The organism is Pseudomonas sp. GNP013 (assembly GCF_054343995.1).
Map to the genome: position 1 here is coordinate 2,874,594 of NZ_JBTGUT010000001.1, position 21,170 is coordinate 2,895,763.

Genomic DNA, 21,170 nt, shown 5'->3' on the forward strand with positions numbered 1-21,170 from the left:
TCCAACCGGAACAAGCTGTTACTGTACCGACCATAAAGCCCAAGCCGCCTGGATCGGATCTCTGACTTGAAGCGTCCCCTCCTTCTACTAATAAGTCTGGCCTTGAGCTTTGGTGCGCACGCGACGATAACCGAGAGCCACGGTTACACGCAGTTCGGCACGCTCAAGTACCCGGCCAAATTTACCCATTTCGATTGGGTAAACCCTGCAGCGCCGAAAGGCGGTACCCTGCGGGTGATGGCGTTTGGCACCTTCGATACCCTCAACCCCTACACCTTCAAGGGCTCAAGCCCGGTTTCCACGCCCAACTTCCTGCAATACGGCGTTAACGAGTTGAACGAGCCGCTGATGGTCGGCACCGGCCAGTACGCGCCGTCCGGCGACGAGCCTGCGTCCAGTTACGGCCTGATTGCGCAGTCGGTGGAATACAGCGAGGACCGCAGCTGGGTGGTGTTCAACCTGCGCCCGCAAGCGCGTTTTCACGATGGCAAGCCGATCACCGCCTACGACGTCGCGTTTTCCTATCGCACCCTGCTCACCGAAGGCCATCCGCAATACCGCACCAACCTGCAGGAAGTAGCGCGGGTGGACATTCTCAACCGCCATCGCATCCGCTTCGTGTTCAAGCGCGCGGGCAACCCGTTGCTGATCCTGCGCCTGGGCGAACTGCCGGTGCTGCCCCAGCATTACTGGAAGCACCGCGACTTCAAGGCCACTACCTTCGAGCCGCCCCTGGGCAGCGGCCCGTACCGCATCAGCAAGGTCACCCCGGGCCGGCAACTGGTGTTCGAGCGGGTCAAGGACTACTGGGGTAAGGACCTGCCGGTCAACCGGGGCTTTTACAACTACAACAAGGTCGAAGTGGAGTTCTACCGCGACAGCGATGTGGCGTTCGAGGCATTCAAGGCCGGCGAGTTCGACATTTATATCGAGCACCAGGCCAAGAACTGGGCCAATGGTTACAACTTCCCGGCGGTCAACCGTGGCGAGGTGATCAAGGCGCAGATCGCCCACCAGATCCCCACCCAGAGCCAGGGCCTGTTCATGAACACCCGACGGCCCACCTTCAGCCAGACCAAGGTGCGCGAAGCGCTCGGGCTGATGTTCGATTTCGAGTGGACCAACCGCGCCCTGTTCAGCAATGCCTATAAGCGCGCCCTCAGCTATTACCCCAACAGCGAGTTCGCCGCCACTGGCATACCGGTCGGCCATGAATGGCTGATGCTCTCGCCCTACCGCGACCAGTTGCCGCCCAACCTGTTAACCCAAGCCTTCAGCCTGCCGCAGACCGACGGGCGCGGCATCCCTCGCGAAACCCTGCGTCGTGCCCTCGGCCTGCTCGGCGAGGCCGGCTGGAAACTGTCGGGCCAACGCCTGTTGAACAAGGACGGACAACCGCTGCGCTTCGAGATCCTGCTGGTCAATCCGAACCTGGAGCGCATCCTGCAGCCCTATGTCGAGAACCTGATCAGCATCGGCATCGATGCCCGCCTGCGCACCGTCGACCGCGCACAATACAAGCAGCGCCTGGACCAGTTCGACTTCGACATGATCCTGATCACCCTCAACCAGACCCTCAGCCCAGGCCTGGAACAGTGGCAGTACTTCCACTCCAGCCAGGCCGCGATCAAGGGCAGCAAGAATTTCGCCGGCATTGCCAACCCGGTGGTCGATCACCTGCTGGACCAACTGCTCGCGGCCCAGACCCGCGAAGAGCAACTGGCCGCCGGCCGCGCCCTGGACCGGGTGCTGCTGTGGCAGCACTACAGCATTCCCAACTGGTACCTCAACTATCATCGCCTGGCCTACCGCAACCGGTTCGCCTTTGTCACCACGCCGCCCTACAGCCTGGGCCTGAGCGCGTGGTGGCTGAAAGCTTCGGAGAAAGCCCAATGATGTCTTTGCGCAACGTTCTGCTGGGCAGCCTGTTGCTGTGCAGCGCCGCCCAGGCCGCGCCGCAGCATGCGCTGACCCTGTACAACGAGCCACCCAAGTACCCAGCCGACTTCAAGCACACCGATTACGTCAATCCGGACGCGCCCAAGGGCGGCACGTTCCGCGAGTCGAGCCTGACCGGCTTCGACAGCTTCAACCCGTTCATCAGCAAAGGCGTGCCCGCCGACAATATCGGCCTGATCTACGACACCCTGGCTACCCAGAGTCTGGATGAGCCCTTCACCGAATACGGCCTGGTGGCCGGCAAGATCGAAAAGGCCCCGGACAACAGCTGGGTGCGCTTCTACCTGCGCCCCGAGGCGCGCTTCCACGATGGCCACCCCATTCGCGCCGACGACGTGGTCTTCAGCTTCCAGACCCTGATCAAGGACGGCACCCCGCTCTATCGCACCTACTATGCCGATGTCGACGAAGTGATCGCCGAAGACCCGTTGCGCGTGCTGTTCAAGTTCAAGCGCACCAACAACCGCGAGCTGCCGCTGATCCTCGGCCAACTGCCGGTGCTGCCCAAGCACTGGTGGGCCAACCGCGACTTCAACAAGGGCAACCTCGAGTTCCCCCTCGGCAGCGGCCCTTATCAAGTGGCCGAAGTGAAGGCCGGGCGGTCCGTGCGCTATGAACGGGTCAAGGACTACTGGGGCAAGGACCTGCCGATCAACAAGGGCCTGTACAACTTCGACAACCGCATCACCGACTATTACCGTGATGCCACCGTGGCCCTCGAAGCGCTCAAGGCCGGGCAGTTCGATTACTGGTCCGAGTTCAGCGCCAAGAACTGGGCGAATGCCTACAACGTTCCGGCAGTCACCCAGGGCCGACTGATCAAGGAAGAAATCCCCAACGGCAACCCCACCGGCATGCAGGGTTTTGTGTTCAATATCCGCAAGCCGATGTTCCAGGACGTGCGCGTGCGCAAGGCCATCAGCCTGTTGCTGGACTTCGAGTGGAGCAACAAACAGCTGTTCAACGGCGCCTATACCCGCACCCGCAGCTATTTTGAAAACTCCGACATGGCCGCCACCGGCCTGCCCGGCCCCGATGAACTGAACATTCTCGAACCGCTGCGCGACAAAATCCCGCCCGAGGTATTCACCCAGGCCTTCGAGCCGTCCAGAACCGACGGCAGCGGCATGATCCGCGCCCAGCAGCGCGAGGCCTACCAATTGCTGCAGCAGGCCGGCTGGAAGATCGTTGACGACAAGATGGTCGACACCACCGGCACACCGGTGACCATCGAGTTCCTGCTGGCCCAGACCGAGTTCGAACGCATCCTGCTGCCGTTCAAGCGCAACCTGGCGGACCTGGGCATCAACCTGGTGATTCGCCGGGTCGACGTGTCCCAGTTCGTCACCCGCCTGCGCTCGCGGGACTTCGACATGGTGGTGGGCAGCTTCCCGCAATCCTCGTCGCCGGGTAACGAACAACGCGAGTTCTGGAAGTCCACCAGCGCCGAAAAGCCCGGCAGCCGCAACTACATCGGCCTCAAGGACCCGGCCATCGACCAACTGGTGGAGGAACTGATCGATTCGGACTCGCGCACCAGCCTGATCGCCCACGCCAAGGCCCTGGACCGCGTGCTGCAATTTGGCTACTACGTGATTCCCAACTGGCACATCAAGACCTTCCGCGTGGCCTACTGGAACAACCTCGGCCATCCGAAAGTGTCCCCGCTGTACGACGTCGGCACCGCCACCTGGTGGGCCAAACCCAATGTGCCGCCGGTAACCGCCGCAGGCACCCAAGCTGACGCCGATCCGGCGAAGGGAGGCGATTGAATGCTGGCCTATATCGTTCGCCGCCTGTTGCTGATCATCCCCACCCTGTTCGGGATCCTGCTGATCAATTTCGTCATCATTCAGGCCGCCCCCGGTGGCCCGGTGGAACAGATGATCGCCAAGCTCGAAGGCTTTGAAGGCGCCACCAGCCGCATCGCCGGCGGCGGTGCCGAGGTGGCCGTGGCCGGCTCCAGCTACCGTGGCGCGCAGGGCCTGGACCCCGCGCTGATTCAGGAAATCGAGAAAATGTACGGCTTCGATAAATCGGCGCCGGAACGCTTGTGGATCATGGTCAAGAACTACGCCCGGCTGGATTTTGGCGACAGCTTCTTTCGTGACGCCAAGGTCATCGACCTGATCAGGGAAAAGATGCCGGTGTCCATCTCCCTTGGGTTATGGAGCACGCTGATCATGTACCTGGTGTCGATTCCCCTGGGGATCGCCAAGGCCACGCGGCACGGCAGCCATTTCGACGTGTGGACCAGCTCGGCAATCATCGTCGGCTACGCGATCCCGGCGTTCCTGTTCGCCATCCTGCTGATCGTAGTGTTTGCCGGCGGCAGTTACCTGGACTGGTTCCCCCTGCGCGGGCTCACCTCCAACAACTTTGACGAGCTGAGCGTGAGCGGCAAGATCCTCGATTACTTCTGGCACCTGGCGCTGCCCGTCACGGCGTTGGTGATCGGCAACTTCGCGACCATGACCCTGCTGACCAAGAACAGCTTTCTCGACGAGATCAACAAGCAATACGTGGTCACCGCCAAGGCCAAGGGCTTGACCAACCACCGCGTGCTCTACGGTCACGTGTTCCGCAACGCCATGCTGCTGGTGATCGCCGGATTCCCCTCGGCGTTCATCGGCATCTTCTTTACCGGTTCGCTGCTGGTTGAAGTGATCTTCTCCCTCGACGGCCTGGGCCTGATGAGTTTTGAAGCCGCGATCAACCGCGATTACCCGGTGGTGTTCGGCACGCTGTTCATCTTCACCCTGCTGGGGCTGGTGGTGAAACTCATCGGCGACCTCACCTACACCCTGGTCGATCCGCGTATCGACTTCGCCAGCCGGGAGCATTGAGATGAATCTGTCCCCCCTCAATCGCCGCCGGTTCGAGCGTTTCAAGGCGAACAAGCGTGGCTGGTGGTCGCTGTGGCTGTTCCTGATCCTGTTCGGCCTGAGCCTGGGCGCCGAGCTGATCGCCAACGACAAGCCACTGGCCGTGCACTACGACGGCGACTGGTATTTCCCGGCGCTCAAGCGCTACCCGGAGACCACCTTCGGCGGCGAATTCCCGCTGGAAGCCAACTACAAAAGCCCGTACATCCGCGAACTGCTCAAGGCCAAGGACGCCTGGACCCTGTGGGCGCCGATTCCGTTCAGCTACCAGAGCATCAACTACGACCTTAAGGTGCCAGCTCCCGCGCCACCGTCCAGCGTCAACCTGCTGGGCACCGATGACCAGGGTCGCGATGTGCTGGCGCGAGTGATCTACGGGTTTCGTGTGTCGGTATTGTTTGCGCTGACGTTGACCGTGCTCAGCTCGATCATCGGCGTAATCGCCGGCGCCTTGCAGGGCTTCTACGGCGGCTGGGTGGATCTGGCCGGGCAGCGCTTTCTGGAAATCTGGTCCGGTTTGCCGGTGCTTTATCTGCTGATCATCCTGGCCAGTTTTGTGCAGCCCAACTTCTGGTGGCTGCTGGGAATCATGTTGCTGTTCTCGTGGATGAGCCTGGTGGACGTGGTGCGCGCCGAGTTCCTGCGCGGGCGCAACCTTGAATACGTGCGCGCAGCCCGGGCACTGGGCATGCAGAACGGCGCGATCATGTTCCGCCACATTCTGCCCAATGCCATGGTCTCCACCATGACCTTCATGCCCTTCATCCTCACCGGCGCCATCGGCACCCTCACCGCCCTGGACTTCCTCGGTTTCGGCCTGCCGGCCGGCTCTCCGTCGCTGGGCGAACTGGTGGCCCAGGGCAAATCCAACCTGCAGGCGCCGTGGCTGGGCATCAGTGCCTTTGCCGTGCTGGCGATCATGCTGAGTTTGCTGGTGTTTATCGGCGAGTCCGCTCGCGATGCCTTCGACCCGAGGAAATGAGATGAATCAGGACAATCTGATCGAAGTCCGCGACCTCTCCGTCGAGTTCGTCACGGGCGAGCACCACCACCGGGTGGTCAACAACCTCAGCTTCGACATCAAGCGCGGCGAAACTCTCGCCCTCGTAGGCGAAAGCGGGTCCGGCAAATCGGTGACCGCGCATTCGATTCTGCGCCTGCTGCCCTACCCGCTGGCGCGGCATCCGAGCGGCACTATCCGCTATGCCGGGCAAGACCTGCTGACGCTCAAGGAAAAGACCCTGCGGCATATTCGCGGCAACCGCATCGCGATGATCTTCCAGGAGCCGATGACCTCCTTGAACCCGCTGCACAGCATCGAAAAACAGATCAACGAAGTACTCGGCCTGCACAAGGGCCTCACCGGCAAGGTGGCCACCCGACGCACCCTGGAACTGCTCGAACTGGTGGGCATTCCCGAGCCACACAAGCGCCTCAAGGCCCTGCCCCACGAACTGTCCGGTGGCCAGCGCCAGCGCGTGATGATCGCCATGGCCCTGGCCAACGAGCCGGAACTGTTGATCGCCGACGAGCCGACCACCGCCCTCGACGTCACCGTGCAACTGAAAATTCTCGAACTGCTCAAGGAACTGCAGGCGCGGCTGGGCATGTCGCTGCTGTTGATCAGCCACGACTTGAACCTGGTGCGGCGCATTGCCCATCGGGTGTGTGTGATGCAACAGGGTTGCATCGTCGAACAGGCCGACTGCGAGACCTTGTTCCAGTCGCCGCAGCACCCTTACACCCAGGAACTGCTGGCGGCGGAACCCAGCGGAGGGCCGGCCACCAATGAAGTTGGGCCACCCTTACTGGAAGTCGACGACCTGAAAGTCTGGTTCCCGATCAAGAAGGGCTTTTTGCGCAACACCGTCGATTACGTCAAAGCGGTGGACGGCATCAACTTCAGCCTGCCCCAGGGCCAGACCCTGGGCATCGTCGGTGAGAGCGGCTCGGGCAAATCCACCCTGGGCCTGGCGATCCTGCGGTTGATCGCGAGCAAGGGCGGCATTCGATTCGAAGGCCAGCAGTTGGATCAGCTCACTCAGCAACAGGTGCGGCCGTTGCGTCGGGAGATGCAGGTGGTGTTCCAGGACCCGTTCGGCAGTTTGAGCCCGCGGATGTGCGTCAGTGAAATCGTCGGTGAAGGCCTGCGCATTCACAGGATGGGCACGGCGGCCGAACAGGAAGCGGCGATTATTGCAGCGCTCAAGGAAGTAGGCCTGGACCCGGCGTCGCGGCACCGGTACCCCCACGAGTTTTCCGGAGGGCAACGCCAGCGTATTGCGATTGCACGGGCGCTGGTGCTCAAGCCCAGGCTGATTTTGCTCGACGAACCGACTTCAGCGCTGGATCGCACGGTGCAGCGCCAGGTGGTGGAGTTGTTGCGTGGGTTGCAGGCCAAGTACAACCTGACCTACTTGTTCATCAGCCATGATTTGGCGGTGGTCAAGGCGTTGAGTCATCAGTTGATGGTGGTAAAACAGGGGCAAGTGGTGGAACAGGGCGATGCGGCGACGATCTTTGCCAATCCCCAGCATGGGTATACGCGTCAATTACTGGAGGCTGCTTTTCTGGTGCCTGCTGCGGGGGCGTAACTTCGGTATTCGTCACTAAATAAATGAACTTTCTGCTCTGGATCAATCCCTAAACCTGCCTAATCGTTATCATCGGTGACGCTTTCAGGCGCGGTGGCTCTCCTCCACCCTCGCCTGAGAGGAAGTCATGCACCGCAGAGGTAAGCCCGGGATGCAACACAAACTGTCGAACAACCTGCAACCATTGCTGTTCAAGGCCTTGCTGTGGCTGGGCGGGGTCGCCCTGCTGTTCCTGATCAAGGACGTAGTCGAGATATTTTCAGACGAGCCGGTCGCCGGAACCTGGGTGGACCTGACGCTGGTACTGACGGCCTACCTGATGTTCTTTCTGTTGCAGCCGATCAGTTCCAGAATCGACCGTCGTCTGCGCAAACGCGCACGGCGCAACCTGCAGACCGACCTCTGAGATCTTGCAAAGGAGCACGCCCTTGTCCCAACCCGGCGATAACCATCAACTGGCTCTGGATCGCTTCCTGAGCGATCACCCGGCACTTGCAACCGAGCTGGACACCCTGAACCCGCTCGCCGCCCGGGCCAAGGGTGAAACCCTGGCCGAATACCGCGCCGAGCGCCTGAACGAAGCTTTTGAAGCCGAAGCCGAGCGTCAGGGCCTGTTCGCCTGGGAGTTGACACTCAAGCTCACCGCCGAATCGCCCGAAACCTTCGCCGCCCAACGCCTCGAAGTGCACAGGGAAGTGGCACAAATGGCCGGCCTGAGCTGGTCGGAATATTGCGAGCTGTATGACGTGGCCGAGTAGCCCCGAGCTACACGAACCAGCGCCATGATCGACCAGCCACTGCCTCCCGCATTTCCGCAACCGTGATCGTTCGTTGCTGCGGATCCGTCGCCAACGCCGCGCGCAAGGCCGACCAGCAATGGCGCGGTAACTGGCGGGGTCGTTTGAGCACATGAGTGGGGTGGCGTTCACCCGGACGCCGCCTTTGCGCCATTGCGTACAACACGCACGCTACGCCATACACATCCGCCGACGCTGAAAGCTCTCCCCCGCCCAGCAGCTCCGGCGCGGCATAAGCGGGCGTCCAGGCGCTGATGCGATGGCGGTCCAGACCTGGCAGCCCGGTCACTGCCTGCGACTGGCCCAGGCCAAAATCGAACAGGCGTATCCCCGTCTCCCCCACCATGACATTGCCCGGCTTCACGTCGCCATGCAGCACGCCGCGCCCATGGGCGTAGGCCAAAGCGTCCAGCAGTTGCGATGCCATTGGCTGCCACTCATGCCAGCCGAGGCCGTCAGGACGTTCCAGCATGAGCCGGTCCAGGGTCATGCCGTGCATCAACTCCATGGTGAAAAACGCCAATTGGCGGGAGGTGTCGACGTCGAACCCGAATAGGCGAACCACTCCAGGGTGCGACAGGCCGCGTGTCAGGGAGAACTCGCTGTACAACAGCACATGGCCATCGGGGCACTCGGAAAAACATTCGCCGAGCACTTTCAAGGCGACGCTGGAGCAAGGCTCGCCAAACTGCTCATGCAACAGGTCGCGGGCACGGTAGACCACGCCCATGCCTCCGATGCCCAGCACGCGTTCGAGCCGATAGCGACCGGCGAGCAGGTCGCCGGTGCACAGGGGCGTTGTCATCGCTGGATCACCACGGCCGTGAGGTCGTCTCGCGCCGCGCCGCACAATACCGACTCAAACACCCGATCCAGCATCTGTTGCGGTGTGTCCAGGCTCAACGCCTGGCCCAGCTCGCCATGATCGAGTGCCTGGTAGACACCGTCGCTGCACAGCAGAAATACATCGCCAGGACGTGTACCGAGTTCCAGCACCTCAAGATGCAAGCGCTCGCGCGCGCCAACCGCCCGGGTCAGCGCCCTGGCATCCGGCTGGGCACCGGCCTGCTGCGCGCTCATCCGGTGCTCTTCCATCAGTTGCCGCATCCGCGAATGATCCCGGGACAGCAGGTAAAGCCTGCGCCCACGCCACAGATAGCAGCGGCTGTCCCCCGCCCAGACACACGCCGCGCGATCGCCTTCCAGCAGCAGTGCTACAACGGTGCTGCCGATAATGTCATGCGGGCCCTGGGCCGTATGCCGCAGCTTCCGGTTGACCTCTTGCAGGCAACACCGGACAGCGCCCACGCGCTGATCAAGGTCGCCGTGGCCAGCCATTGACGCCAGGCTGCTCACCACCCACTGGCTGGCCACGTCCCCGGCGCGATGCCCACCCATGCCATCCGCCACCGCCCAACACCCCCGCTCGGGGCAGTCGAGCAACGCGTCTTCATTGCGTGAGCGATCCTTGCCGCATAGCGTATGACCGGCACTGCGCCAGCGCGCAGGTGCCTGGCTCACAATTGCTCCGGCAACCGGAAGGTGCGCCAGTCCGCCATCTGGAACGGGCTGGGCGTCCGCTGACTGGTCAGCAGGTAATTGGCGCGCAAGCCTGCGAGGTCGGACTTGAGCACTTGCGCATCCCGACCGCTGGCGGGCTCGCTGTGCAGCAAGTCAAACAGCCTGAACAGCGACCAGGCTCCGCTATTTTTTTCAATACCCAGCGGCCGCTCGGCGCCCCGCTCCAGCACCAGGCTGCTGCGACCATTGTCACCCTCGACAGGCCACTGGAACGCCATGGGTACGATGGGTCCATGGCGGTATTCCAGCTGTTGATCGCCCAGGCGCAGGATGGCGCGATTGACCGCCTGATCCAGGCTGTAGGGCGCCAGGCTGAAGCGCACCGACAACTCGCCCTGCTCGCTGAAAAATCCGCGCCGGATAAGCTGCACCTTGCTCAGTTGATCCAGCAGCGCGCGCGACACAGGCAAACTGCGACCGTCGATGCCCCGCAGGCGATGCCGACTGCCATCGGCGCTGATAAAAGGTCGCAGGTAAGTCTCCTGAAACCTTGCCAGCACGCCCTGAGGGCCGAAAAATTCCTGAAAGTCACTGAGGGCGACATCGCCGCCCGCGGTGGCATTGAACGGATACCGCTGGCGAATGGCTTTGCTGTAAACGCTGTACACCTCGCTCTGGTAACGCTGGTTCACATGCACGTAGGCCTCCTCCAGCAGGCGCTGCCAGGTGTCATCCGCAATCGCGCCGACCCACGCAGACAGCGGCAGCGGCAACCGGGCGGCGCCGTCGCGCAAATTGCCGAGCAGATCCTGCTGGCCATCCATGCGCCGCTTGACCCTGTGAAAGGCCGCCTGCTCCGGCGAACTTTCCCGAGTCAGCGTCGCCAGTTGCAGCTGCAACTGATCGGCCAGTTGCAGCACATGGCTCACTGCCGTGCCAGGGTTGTGCTGCTCATCCAGCAACTGGTGCAAGGGCTCAAAACGTCGCTGCAACGCGCGTCGAGCGGTATCCGCCTGGGTATGCCCCAGCAATGGGCTGGCCAATATGGCGCCTGCCGCTTCGACCTTTGCGCCGAGCTCCCCGGCCTGACGCGCAACGTCGCCCAGGCGCTCGCTCGTGGGTAACAACCGGGTATTTTCCCTGACCTGCTGCAACACCTGCACCAGTGGCGACTGGGCTGAAGTGAGGCCGGCCAGTTGCTCGGCAGCTCTTTTGAGGCTGTCGGTTTCCTGCAGCCGGATGCGCCCCAGTGCATCGCTCCAGGCCTCGGCGTACTCGCTGAAGTAGCGTTGTTCCAGTTCGAGCATCAGCCGGCGCAAGTCCATCGCGCTGAGGTCACTCGCCTCACCGAGCACCCAGTTATCCTGGGCGATGGCATTCACCAGGCGCGCACCCTGCGCCTCGAAATACAGCCAGTATTTTTTGCTGTAGAACCCCGGTATTGGCTGATCACTCGCAGCGAACAGGCTGCCCTCGGCAAGCCGCAAAGGCTCCAGGTTACGTGCCTGCTCTCGCAGCATCCGATAAACCACATCGGCCAGGGACTCACCGCGCAAGGTCTGGCGTGCCTGCGCCACCAGGTCATCGTCAAGCGGCGCCACGAAGGTTTGCCCCAGCAAACGCGCCAGGTGCAGGTTCAAGCGCGTTTGCGCCGAGCTGTCGGCGGCGTGGCGTGCAGACCAAAGCGCGGCCATATGCTGCGTCAGCCAAGGATTGTCACGACGTTCCGGCAGCGCCAGCATCAGGTAGGCGCGCAGGTTGTCCAGCAGACGTTCACGGTCACCGAGATTGTTGCGCACCTGCTCTTCAAGCAACGCAGCCACGCGCGGCAACAATTGTTGCTGCAGGGATTGTGCGTAGGCATCCATCAACGTCGGGCGGCTCGCCGCGCCCTGATACAGTCCCGCGCGCTCCAGCCAACCGACCTCCCGCGATGGTGGAAAAACCCCGGTTGCCGCCAGGCGCGCATCCAACAGCGGCAATGCCTCCAGCGTATTGTCCGTCACCGGCAGCTCCACGGCCAGTGCCACCAACCGCGTCAGACGCTGCTGATTGAGCGCATAACTGTTTGCCCACAACCACCCCGCCGCACCGATGACAAGCGACGCGGCCAGCGCCCCTGCCCACTGGCGCCGGCGAATGCGCTGTTGCTCCTGGCCGTGGAGCGCAGCCAGGCCTGCCTCGGCAAAAATCACCCGGTTGAACAGGCCCTGGATAAAACGGGCACGCGGCTCGGCAGCACTGGTCAGGTAAAAGCCGCGCAAGCCGTTGATGCGCTGGTAGCGATGCGCTGAAAAACCCGATTCGATAAACACGCACAGGCGCTCGCCCAGTTGCGCCGCGTGCTGTGCAAAATCCAGCATCGGCCCACGATGCTGCAGGTTACGCTGCTGGTGCAGACGCGGGATCAGCTCACCACTCAAGCGCTGTAACAAGGCTTCGAACGCCTGGCGCACCTGGGCTATTTCGACTCCCCCCGCGTCTGCAACCAGGCACTCCCCCAGTACCGCTTCGGCAGCATCACCCTGGGTTGAATCGAAGTATTCGGCAAAACCCGTCAATCGGTCGGCCTGGGTCAGGACCAGGTAGACAGGCACGTCCACATGCAGGCTTCGCTGAATGTCCTGCAGCCGTGTATGCACATGCCGCGCGTGATGGTCCAGATCGTGATCGTTCAGGCCCAGCAGCGTTTCCACCGACAGAGTCACCACGACGCCATTGAGCGGACGCGCACGCCGGCGTGTCCTCAGCAGTCGCAGCAGCATCGACCAGCCCGCCGCGTCCACCGCCCGATCGGCCTGGGTCAGGTAGCGGCCGGCGGTGTCGACCAGGACCGCGTCATCGGCAAAATACCAATCACAATAAGGTGTCTGTCCGGTCGACGTGGGTTCGAGCCGGTCGAGCGGAAATTGCAGGCCACTGGCGGCCAGCAGGCGTGTCTTGCCACTCTGCGTCGCACCAATCAGCAGGTACCAGGGCAAATCGTCACGCCAGCGCTGGCTGCGCTCGCCGTATCGGCCAGAGGTTTTCAGGGTGTGCAGCGCTTCCTTGAAGCGACCTCGCACGTGGTTCTGCTCGCTTTCAATGCGCTGGTATTGCGTCTGGTCGGCCTGGTGCTCAGGCGTTCGAAGGCGCGCTGCACGCCGCGCGCCGGCCACAACCATGGCCAGCCCCCACAGCAGAAACAACACGCTGATGGTCAACAGGCGAGCAGTCGACGACGCCCAGAACCGGTAATCGTCCACCGCCAGCAAAGGCCCCACGAACCAGACCAGCAGTGCGCTTGAAAGCACCAGCAGCAGGCTCCACACCCACATCTGAGCCAGCACGGCGCCCGCGTTCCTTACGAATGCGTTCATTCATTGCTCCATCGTTACAGGGGCGTCCGAGTCAGGTCCGGCGCCGAAAATTGAAAGGGTTGCAGGACCTTCGTACGCTCGGTGGCCAACACCCAGGCAAAACCCGAGTACATCGCCAACAGGCAGAGCAGGCAGACTGCCGCCGCCCAGGGTGCAGAGATCAGCAACAGCCTTTTGCGGCGTACCGGCTCGATTGCCGACGGCAACGCCAGCACGGCAGGCGGGTCTCCCCTCACCTGCCGGATCTGTCGATACAGGCCGTCGCGTACCGCTTCGAGCTGCACCACGCCGCGTTCCATGACCCGGTATTTGCCCTCGAAACCCAGCGACAGGCACAGGTACAGCAGTTCAAGCAGCGCGAGGTGCTTGAGCGGGTCGCGGGACACTCGCTCCAGCAACTGAAAGACCTTTTCGCCACCGAAGGTCTCGTTATGAAAGCGACTGAGCAGGCTCATCTTCGACCAGTCGCCGGCGGTCCCCCATGAGGTGGTCACCACGGCTTCATCCAGCACGCTGCAGATCACATAGCGCGCCGACATGACTGCGGCGTGATCCGCGCCTTCATGCAGGGCGCGTGTCTCGAACTGCGTGACCCCCGCCGACAGCCGCTCATTGAGGCTATGCAAACTCTCGCGGCCGACGCTGGCACTGAGCCGATGCGGCTGCGACAGCAGCTCCCAGGCAGCGGATACCAGGGGATTGAGCCCGGCATTGAACATCTGCAGTCCCTGCGCCTGTGCGGCGTAGATCATGCGGTCTTCCAGCTGTTCGAAACGCGGCGGCAACGGGAAATCCGTCAGCGGCCCCTGCACCGGTCCCGCACCGTCGCGGTCGAGCAGAACGGTTTTCTCGTCCTGAGGGTAGTCACTGTCCCTGTTCATGATGTTCAGTTCCTGATGGCCCAGAAGTTGAGTTCGAGCGCGCTAAATTCGCCGCCCACATGGAAGGCAAAACCACCTGACTGCTCCAGTTGCGTGATATCGCGGGCGCTGAGTTCGAGCATGAAATAGGTTTTGCCGGCATGAAACGGCAGTTGGCGCGGCGCCACCGGCAGCGGCTTGACCTTGATACCGGCCAGGTGCAGGTTGACCAGCTCGCGTATACGCTCCACCGGTCCGACCTTGAGATGCGCCGGCAAACGCTGGCGCAGCTCCTCCGACTCACAGTGGGCGCTGGCCGCGAGAACGAAGGTCGCGCTGCCCAGCAACTTGAGGTCGCCCACGGGGCAGACCAGCACGCCGTACTGACGCGGTTGCAGCACCAGTTCCATGGCATGCTGCTCCAGCACCATGGACAGCGCGCTTCGCAGCCCTTCCATCAAGCCGCGAAAACTGGCGCCCTGGTCGTTGTGCCGATAACGCACGTCCCACTGCGCCCGCCGGGTGTCATGGGCAAAGGTCGACAATTCGCCGAGGATGCCCAGTAACTCTCGGTACAACGCTTGCGGACGAACCTGGGCCTGGCTCAGGTAATGGCGCAGCACCAGCTCGCCCCGATTGATCAACTGCAGCATCAGAAAGTCCGCAATGTGCGTACCCGAAGCCGCACCATTGCCCTGAACCCGCTCGGCAATGGCGTCCCCGCGACACGCCAGCAGACTGATCACTTCCTTGAGGCACGCGCCCATATAACCCGCGCCCTGGAGATAGATGAAGGTCGGCACGAAGTCCGCATCCAGGCTCACACCGTCGTCCTGCGTGGCGTCCAGGACTTGAGCGACCTGCAGCGTCACGAACGTCTGGTTACTGTGCTGTTCGCCCAGCAACAGGCGCAGATCCGGATGTCCGCAGCTGATCTGGCAGCGTGAGTCGACCCCGGCATTCGAATCACCGACCTCTGTGGTACAGGTGACATAGCGGGCCACCACCTCGGCCTGCTCCGGTTGACGGGCCTCGATCTGATTACCGATCGCCAACGGTAATGCCAGGTAAATACCCTGTCTGCCGACGTTGGCCGGCACCTGCAGCATCAGCGGTTCCATGGCGCCGCTCAGCTCGAACAGGCTGCCATCGGGCAGTACGCCACTGGCCTGGGTCACGACAAACTTGCCGAGCTTGAGGTACTGCACATCCACTTCGAGGCTGAGAAACCCCCAGGCATCACTGCCCAGCAAGCGAGTGCGATTGAGTTGCTGGTTGTAGTAGCGGTCCTGGTGTTGCAGATGCTGGGGCCGCAACAACATGCCTTCCTGCCAGATAACGTTATGAACCTGCATATCAGTTCTCCAACGCATCGGCGGGCAGGTTGGCAAGACGTATGCCGTCCTCGTCCAGCACCAGATCGGCACGGGTCAGTCGGCCCGGGGTCACCGGCACTACCAGCCGCCATTGCACGTGAGGCAAGTCGCGATAGGCTGCGAGCACACCCACATAGCGACTGTGCGGCCCGACGCTGAGCTTGAGTGCCAGGCGATCGCCGGGGCGCATTTCAAGTTCTTCTGCGCTCACCCAGTCCTTGGGCAGCGTCTGCTCGGCACGCCCATACAGGCTGAAGAAGTCCGCGTTTTCAAACGCTGCGGGGTGGCGCAGCTCAATCAGTTGCATGACCACCGGAGAGGGACGACCGTGCAGGTCAGGATTGACCCGTTCGCTGGCCGCCACTGTCAGGTCGAGTTTGGTCAGGGTCGAAAAGGGCGACAATGCGCTGCACCCGGCCAGCAAGCCGAGCAGCACCAGCATTGATACAAAGGTGGCTCTGTGCATGAAGATCATCCCGGGCAAGCCGCATGAAGGGTGGAAATCAGGCGAACCTGCTCGTCGTAGGCCTTGGCAAAGTCATTGCCCAACAGGCCCTCGTTTAACGGCTCTTCCTCGAGCAGGCGCTGATAGTGGCGTTGGTAGGCGCGCCAGTGCGCACCGTCGGCGTTGAACCTGGGCGCTTTTGCCTGGCGCTCGAAGCACAACATCAGGTGGCTTGGCGCGAACACGCGGTACCCATTGCGCAGCGCAGTGCGACACGCCGTCAGCAGGGCAACCTGATGGGATTGCAGGTCTCGGTGGGCTTGGACCATGGCGGTCTCGGCCGGCAATTGCCCCCACTCGTTCATGCCCAGCAAAGCCGCCAATGCGGCTTCACTGTCGGAACAATGGCGCAGCGGGTTGGCACTCTGTAAGCGGGATTCTGGGGGTGTCAGGTTTGACTCTTTTTTCAGCTCGTCGCAGGTGCGCAGACTCTGCTGCAAGCCCTCGACACCCTGCTTGAGCAAACTGGCAACCTTGATCGCCAACGCTTCGCGCCGTGGGGTGTCGACGCCATTGAGGTCAAGCCCGAGTGCCGCCGAAAACTGCCCCCAGAACGACGCATGCAAAGCCGGCGTCTTTTCCCGGTATTCACGCGCAGGCGCATCGGGAACAGGCTCGGCCCGGCGCGGCAGACTCATATAGTCCCTTTCCGGCGCCTGCTGATAAACCCGTTGTGAGGGTTCGTCGTTGGTTGCGACGGTTTCATCCGGTGACGACTGAGCCCGATCCATCGCCCGGAGAGGATCCAGCCCGAGAAAAGCATCATCGGGAATCGGCTCACTGGCTGCCATCTGCAGTCCGCCATGCCGGGCCGGTGATGTGTCCAGCCGCGCCCTTATGGCCAGTGCACCCAACTGGAATATGTCGCCATCTTCGACCAGGCGCGCCTGCCCTTTGCACAGCCGCTCGCCGCTGCCCGCCACGCAGATTCCATTGCTGCTGATGTCGGTCAGAAAATACTGACCTTCGCGAAAACTCACCAACCCATGGTGGCTGGACAGCAGCCGACTCGGGTCGGGAATGACCCAGTCGCAACCGGCGCCACGCCCAATAACGCCGCCGGCCTCGGTGAACCGTTTGGGGGCCGTGGATGCGGAGTCTGCGCCTGCGCTTTCATACACTTCAAACACCAGTTGCATGGTCATACCTCCTTTTGCAGGCTACGCGTGCCGGCCTGCGGATCGCCCAGCGGACGGTAATCAGCATCGTCAAACACGTAGTTGGCGTTGCAGCCGCTCAGCAAAAACAGCGCAAGCACCAGGGCCTGCCACGGACAGTCAAGCATCAGGTATCTCCCGGAAAGTGACGCGGGGCGGCCCGGATAGACGGGGCGCCGGTGATAAGAAGAAATAGTCAGCATTCGCCCCTGGCCTCGCCGCAGGGAATATTCAAACGCGCAAGGCGGTAGAGCAGCGTGCGCCGCGCCACCCCCAACTCACGCGCGGTGCGGGTGCGATTGCCGCGATTTCTGTGCAGGCAATCGATCAGCACCGTGCGCTCAACGCGTTCCATACGCTGGCGCAACGTGGTGTCCACGACAGTGACCGGGCTGGGGGCCAACGCGAGGTGCACCGGCAGGATCACGTCTTCGTCACACATCAGCACGGCACGCTCCACCAGGCATTTGAGTTCGCGCACATTGCCGGGGAAGTCGTGATTCGTCAGTTGGTCGAGGGCCTCACTGGACCAGCCGACGGGCCCTCGTCCAAGTGCCACACAGGCCTTGTCCGCGAAATGCCGGGCGAGCTGCAGCATGTCGCCGTCTCGATCACGCAGCGCCGGCAGCTCGATCGGAAATTGTGCCAACCGGTAATACAGATCCTCACGAAAACTGCCATCGGCGACCATTGCCGCGAGGTCGCGGTGCGTCGCGGCAATGATTCGCACGTCGACCCTGTGCGAGGCATTCGCCCCCAAGGGCCGAATCTCGCCTTCCTGCAACACACGCAGCAACTTGGCCTGTAACGACAGCGGCATATCGCCGATTTCATCCAACAGCAACGTGCCACCGTCGGCCGCGTCGAATAGCCCCGCGTAGTCACGCAGCGCTCCGGTGAACGCACCTTTGCGATAACCGAACAGTTCGCTCTCCAGCAGCCCCTCTGGAAACGCCGCGCAGTTCTGCACCACAAAGGCCTTGTTACTCCTCTGGCCTGCGGCGTGGATGGCGCGCGCCACGACTTCCTTGCCGGTACCGGTTTCGCCACGCAACAACACCGTATAGGGCGTGCGCAAAACCTTGCTGATCAGACGGCAAGTCGCTTCCATCGCCGTACTGCTGCCAATCAGGCCAAACACGCGCGCCAGCGAAGCGCCAGACTTCAACTCGGTGAGCTCAGGCGCGGCACGCGACGCCCTGGCCAGCTGCCCCAGGGCAAAGCTGCCCAATTGCGCCAACGACGCCACATAGCCTTGCAACGCAAGCGGACGCTGGCTGGCACACAGCAGGACTGCACTGACGGCGTCGCCTCGGCAACTCAACGGGATAGCGCAAAGAGAGCGCCAGGGTGTCGTCGCCTCAGGCAAAAAACCGCAGTCATACACACACTGGCTCACGTCATCCAGGGCGACGGCTTGCCCCTGGGTCAGGACGTACTGCAACAGCTGCTCATCCTGCGCTCCCTGGCCCAGAGCCGGATCGCTCGATGACCGACCTCCGTGCAAATGCTGGGCAATCAGCTCAAGCCTGCCGGTGGCTTTATCAAGCCGGTACAGTTGGCCAAGCTCGCACTGACTCAGTTGTGCCACACCCGCCACGCAAAGGTCGGCCAGGGTGTTTTCATCAGCCCCCCGGCCCAGCCGGCAGAACCAGCCCATCAAGGTTTCTGCGTATGCCAGGGGCTGCGGCAGTCGGCTAAACATTTCGTCGGTCATTGGCTGAACTCACACGCCGGTCGACCGGTACTGTCCAGCGACGCATGGACCAGCGAGAGAGACTCTCCTACGGCCGTTGCCGCGAGCAGGCGGTCCACGATCTGTGGCAGCAGGTCGGTCTCGATCCATTGGTCGATGTAACGTGCGCCGCTGTCACCATGGGCACAGCGTTGGGCCATGTGCGCAAGCAGTTGCGGCGTATAGGTGAAGGCCAGCTTGCGCCGGACCAGCCGGTGCCCGAGACGAACGAGCTTGAGCCTGACCACCTCACCCAACACCTCGGCGGTAATCGGGTAATAGGGCACCACACGCATCCGCGCCAGCAATGCGGGTTTGAAGCAGGCGCGCAACGACGGAAGAAGCGCCTCGTGCAAAACCTCGAGCTCGGGGCGCCGACCGTCGGCACACAAGGCACTGATGCAATCGCTGCCGAGGTTGGAGGTCATCAGGATCAGAGTGTTGCGAAAATCGATCTCACGACCTTCGCCATCATTGGCCAAGCCCTTGTCGAACACCTGGTAGAACAGGTTCAGCACTTGCGGGTCAGCCTTCTCCACTTCATCAAGCACCACCACCGAATACGGACGCTGACGCACCGCTTCGGTGAGGACGCCGCCTTCGCCGTAACCGACATAACCGGGCGGCGCGCCGATCAACCGGGACAGTGAGTGTTGCTCCTGGTATTCCGACATATTAAGGAAGGTGACAAACCGCCGGCCGCCGTACAGCAGGTCCGCCAGCGCCAGTGCCGTTTCGGTCTTGCCCACGCCGCTCGGTCCGACCAGCAGAAACACGCCCACTGGCGCGTCAGGCTCGTTCAGCCCGGCCGCCGTGGCGCGCATGCAGCGGTCAAGCGCCTGCACCGCGTGATCCTGGCCGAGGATCCGTGCGCCCAGCGCATCGGCAAAACCCAGCACCTTGTCGCTGTGTTCAAGCACCAGCTGCTCGGTGGGAATGCCGGTCCATGCGCTGATGACCTGAGCCACCAGGCGTGGGCAAACCTCAGGCTGTTCGGGTGATTGTTCGCGCTGTTCAAGCCAGGTCTGCTCCAACGCCTGGTGCTCGCGTTCGACAGCCTCGAGCCGCGATTCCAGCGCTTGCAGCACGGACCCATCGACAGGCAAGCCGGCATCAGCGTCGCGGCGCAGCGCATGGTGTTGCTGCCGGCCTTCGGCCAGTTCGGCATTCACACGCTGCAACGCCTCGGGGGGCACGGCCAGATGTGTACGCGCCCTTGCGCACGCGGTGTCCAACACATCCACCGCTTTATCCGGTAGCTGGCGCCCTGCCAGGTAACGCGCGCTCATGCGTGCCGCCGCAACGACGGCATCGTCGCGTACGTAGACACCGTGGCTGGCCTCGTAGACCGGGACCAGCCCGCGCAGGATGGCGACAGCTTGCTCGACACCGGGTTCGCCCACCCGTACAGGTTGAAAGCGTCGCGCCAGCGCCGGGTCTTTCTCGATATGCTTTTTGTATTCCGACCAGGTGGTGGCGGCGATGGTACGCAGCTTGCCACGGGCCAGCGCGGGCTTGAGCAGGTTCGCCGCGTCGGACGCCCCGCCCTGCCCGCCCGTGCCCACCAGGGTATGGGCCTCATCAATAAACAGGATCACTCGTTGGGGCGACGCATTGACCTCGTCGATCACGCCCTTGAGGCGGCGCTCGAACTCGCCCTTGATCCCCGCCCCCGCTTGCAGCAGGCCCAGATCCAACGTGAGTACACGCACCTGCTGGAGCGACGGCGGCACCCGCGATGCGACGACTTGCAGAGCAAAGCCCTCGACAATCGCGGTTTTACCCACCCCGGCCTCCCCGATCAGAATCGGGTTGTTCTTGCGCCGGCGGGTGAGGATGTCGACCAGCTGTCGAATTTCGGCATCGCGACACAGCACCGGGTCAATCAGACCTTCGCGCGCCTGATGCGTGAGGTCATGGGTGAAGCGTTGCAACAACGAGTCCGCCGCCGGACTATTTGCGTGCGGCTGCTGACTCAGCAGAAAGTCGCGCACGCGGTCGGCATCCAGGCGGCTCAGCACCTTCTGGCAGGCGCTGCCTGCGTGTTCCAGAGGATGACGCAGCAGCGCCAGCAACAAGGCGCCCTGATCGACCTCCGGCTGCCCCAGTTCCACCTGTGCCACCCTCCGTCCCTGTTGCAACCAGTGCACCAGCGTCGCAGCGAAAACCGGGTTGCAGGTTGCACAGTGTTCGCTCTTTGGATAAAGCGTCGACTCGAGCTCCGACACTTGTACACCCGCGTCTGCCAGGGCCCGCGCCAGCAGACCGTCGACGTGCTCCAGCAGCACCAGCAGCAGGTCCTCTACCAGCACCTCGCGGCCACCGCGTGCGACACAGCGCTCAGCCGATCGCTCAAGGTCGTATCGGGTCTGCGCGGCCAGGGTGCGGATAAGTTGTTGCAGATCTACATTCATCATAATCA

The 21,170-nt window shown here is 62.6% G+C and carries 17 protein-coding genes; 7 read left to right on the forward strand and 10 right to left on the reverse strand.

The features are described from left to right. Window positions 1-66 precede the first annotated feature (66 nt). The 7 genes from ACXX81_RS12375 to ACXX81_RS12405 all read left to right on the forward strand — a co-directional run bounded on the left by ACXX81_RS12375 (window position 67) and on the right by ACXX81_RS12405 (window position 8,196). Window positions 67-1,896 (forward strand): extracellular solute-binding protein, encoded by a 1,830-nt coding sequence (locus tag ACXX81_RS12375; RefSeq protein ID WP_209981203.1) that lies wholly within the window; start codon window positions 67-69, stop codon window positions 1,894-1,896. Next, on the forward strand, window positions 1,893-3,731 hold the full coding sequence (locus ACXX81_RS12380) for an extracellular solute-binding protein (RefSeq protein WP_209981199.1): 1,839 nt from the start codon (window positions 1,893-1,895) through the stop codon (window positions 3,729-3,731). The genes ACXX81_RS12375 and ACXX81_RS12380 overlap by 4 nt, the downstream gene beginning before the upstream one ends. After that, window positions 3,732-4,805: a microcin C ABC transporter permease YejB gene (locus tag ACXX81_RS12385; RefSeq protein WP_209981197.1), complete on the forward strand. Its 1,074-nt coding sequence runs from the start codon at window positions 3,732-3,734 to the stop codon at window positions 4,803-4,805. A gap of 1 nt (window position 4,806) precedes the next feature. After that, a complete protein-coding gene (locus ACXX81_RS12390) occupies window positions 4,807-5,826 on the forward strand; it encodes an ABC transporter permease (protein WP_003235508.1) in 1,020 nt (339 codons plus the stop codon). Window position 5,827: 1 nt separating this feature from the next. Then, complete coding sequence (locus ACXX81_RS12395) at window positions 5,828-7,438, forward strand: ABC transporter ATP-binding protein (protein WP_209981195.1); 1,611 nt, start codon at window positions 5,828-5,830, stop codon at window positions 7,436-7,438. A gap of 151 nt (window positions 7,439-7,589) precedes the next feature. After that, the gene (locus tag ACXX81_RS12400) at window positions 7,590-7,844 is read left to right on the forward strand and encodes a hypothetical protein (RefSeq protein ID WP_209981193.1); all 255 of its coding nucleotides are present in this window, start codon (window positions 7,590-7,592) and stop codon (window positions 7,842-7,844) included. Between the two features lie 22 nt (window positions 7,845-7,866). Continuing rightward, window positions 7,867-8,196, forward strand: a complete 330-nt coding sequence (locus ACXX81_RS12405; protein ID WP_209981191.1) for a DUF6388 family protein — start codon at window positions 7,867-7,869, stop codon at window positions 8,194-8,196. 7 nt (window positions 8,197-8,203) lie between these two features. Here ACXX81_RS12405 and ACXX81_RS12410 read toward each other — a convergent pair whose 3' ends face one another. From ACXX81_RS12410 to ACXX81_RS12455, 10 genes are all read right to left on the reverse strand, one after another. Continuing rightward, window positions 8,204-9,040, reverse strand: coding sequence for a serine/threonine-protein kinase (locus ACXX81_RS12410; RefSeq protein ID WP_458571762.1), 837 nt, complete (start codon window positions 9,038-9,040; stop codon window positions 8,204-8,206). Then, entirely contained in the window at window positions 9,037-9,756 is a 720-nt protein-coding gene (locus tag ACXX81_RS12415; RefSeq protein WP_209981187.1) for a PP2C family protein-serine/threonine phosphatase, read from the reverse strand. Before ACXX81_RS12415 ends, ACXX81_RS12410 begins: the two co-directional genes overlap by 4 nt. Further along, window positions 9,753-13,115: a type VI secretion system membrane subunit TssM gene (gene tssM / locus ACXX81_RS12420; RefSeq protein WP_458571763.1), complete on the reverse strand. Its 3,363-nt coding sequence runs from the start codon at window positions 13,113-13,115 to the stop codon at window positions 9,753-9,755. The genes ACXX81_RS12415 and tssM overlap by 4 nt, the downstream gene beginning before the upstream one ends. A gap of 14 nt (window positions 13,116-13,129) precedes the next feature. Beyond that, window positions 13,130-13,996: a type IVB secretion system protein IcmH/DotU gene (gene icmH, locus ACXX81_RS12425; RefSeq protein ID WP_458571764.1), complete on the reverse strand. Its 867-nt coding sequence runs from the start codon at window positions 13,994-13,996 to the stop codon at window positions 13,130-13,132. Between the two features lie 5 nt (window positions 13,997-14,001). Further along, window positions 14,002-15,330, reverse strand: coding sequence for a type VI secretion system baseplate subunit TssK (gene tssK / locus ACXX81_RS12430; protein WP_458571765.1), 1,329 nt, complete (start codon window positions 15,328-15,330; stop codon window positions 14,002-14,004). 1 nt (window position 15,331) lies between these two features. Continuing rightward, complete coding sequence (gene tssJ, locus ACXX81_RS12435) at window positions 15,332-15,817, reverse strand: type VI secretion system lipoprotein TssJ (protein WP_458571766.1); 486 nt, start codon at window positions 15,815-15,817, stop codon at window positions 15,332-15,334. 5 nt (window positions 15,818-15,822) lie between these two features. Continuing rightward, on the reverse strand, window positions 15,823-16,995 hold the full coding sequence (gene tagH / locus ACXX81_RS12440; protein WP_458571767.1) for a type VI secretion system-associated FHA domain protein TagH: 1,173 nt from the start codon (window positions 16,993-16,995) through the stop codon (window positions 15,823-15,825). A 2-nt stretch (window positions 16,996-16,997) separates the two neighbouring features. Then, the gene (locus ACXX81_RS12445; RefSeq protein WP_209981176.1) at window positions 16,998-17,141 is read right to left on the reverse strand and encodes a type VI secretion protein; all 144 of its coding nucleotides are present in this window, start codon (window positions 17,139-17,141) and stop codon (window positions 16,998-17,000) included. 68 nt (window positions 17,142-17,209) lie between these two features. Then, on the reverse strand, window positions 17,210-18,730 hold the full coding sequence (locus tag ACXX81_RS12450; RefSeq protein ID WP_458571768.1) for a sigma-54 interaction domain-containing protein: 1,521 nt from the start codon (window positions 18,728-18,730) through the stop codon (window positions 17,210-17,212). Continuing rightward, entirely contained in the window at window positions 18,727-21,165 is a 2,439-nt protein-coding gene (locus ACXX81_RS12455) for an AAA family ATPase (RefSeq protein ID WP_458571769.1), read from the reverse strand. Before ACXX81_RS12455 ends, ACXX81_RS12450 begins: the two co-directional genes overlap by 4 nt. Between the last annotated feature and the right edge of the window lie 5 nt (window positions 21,166-21,170).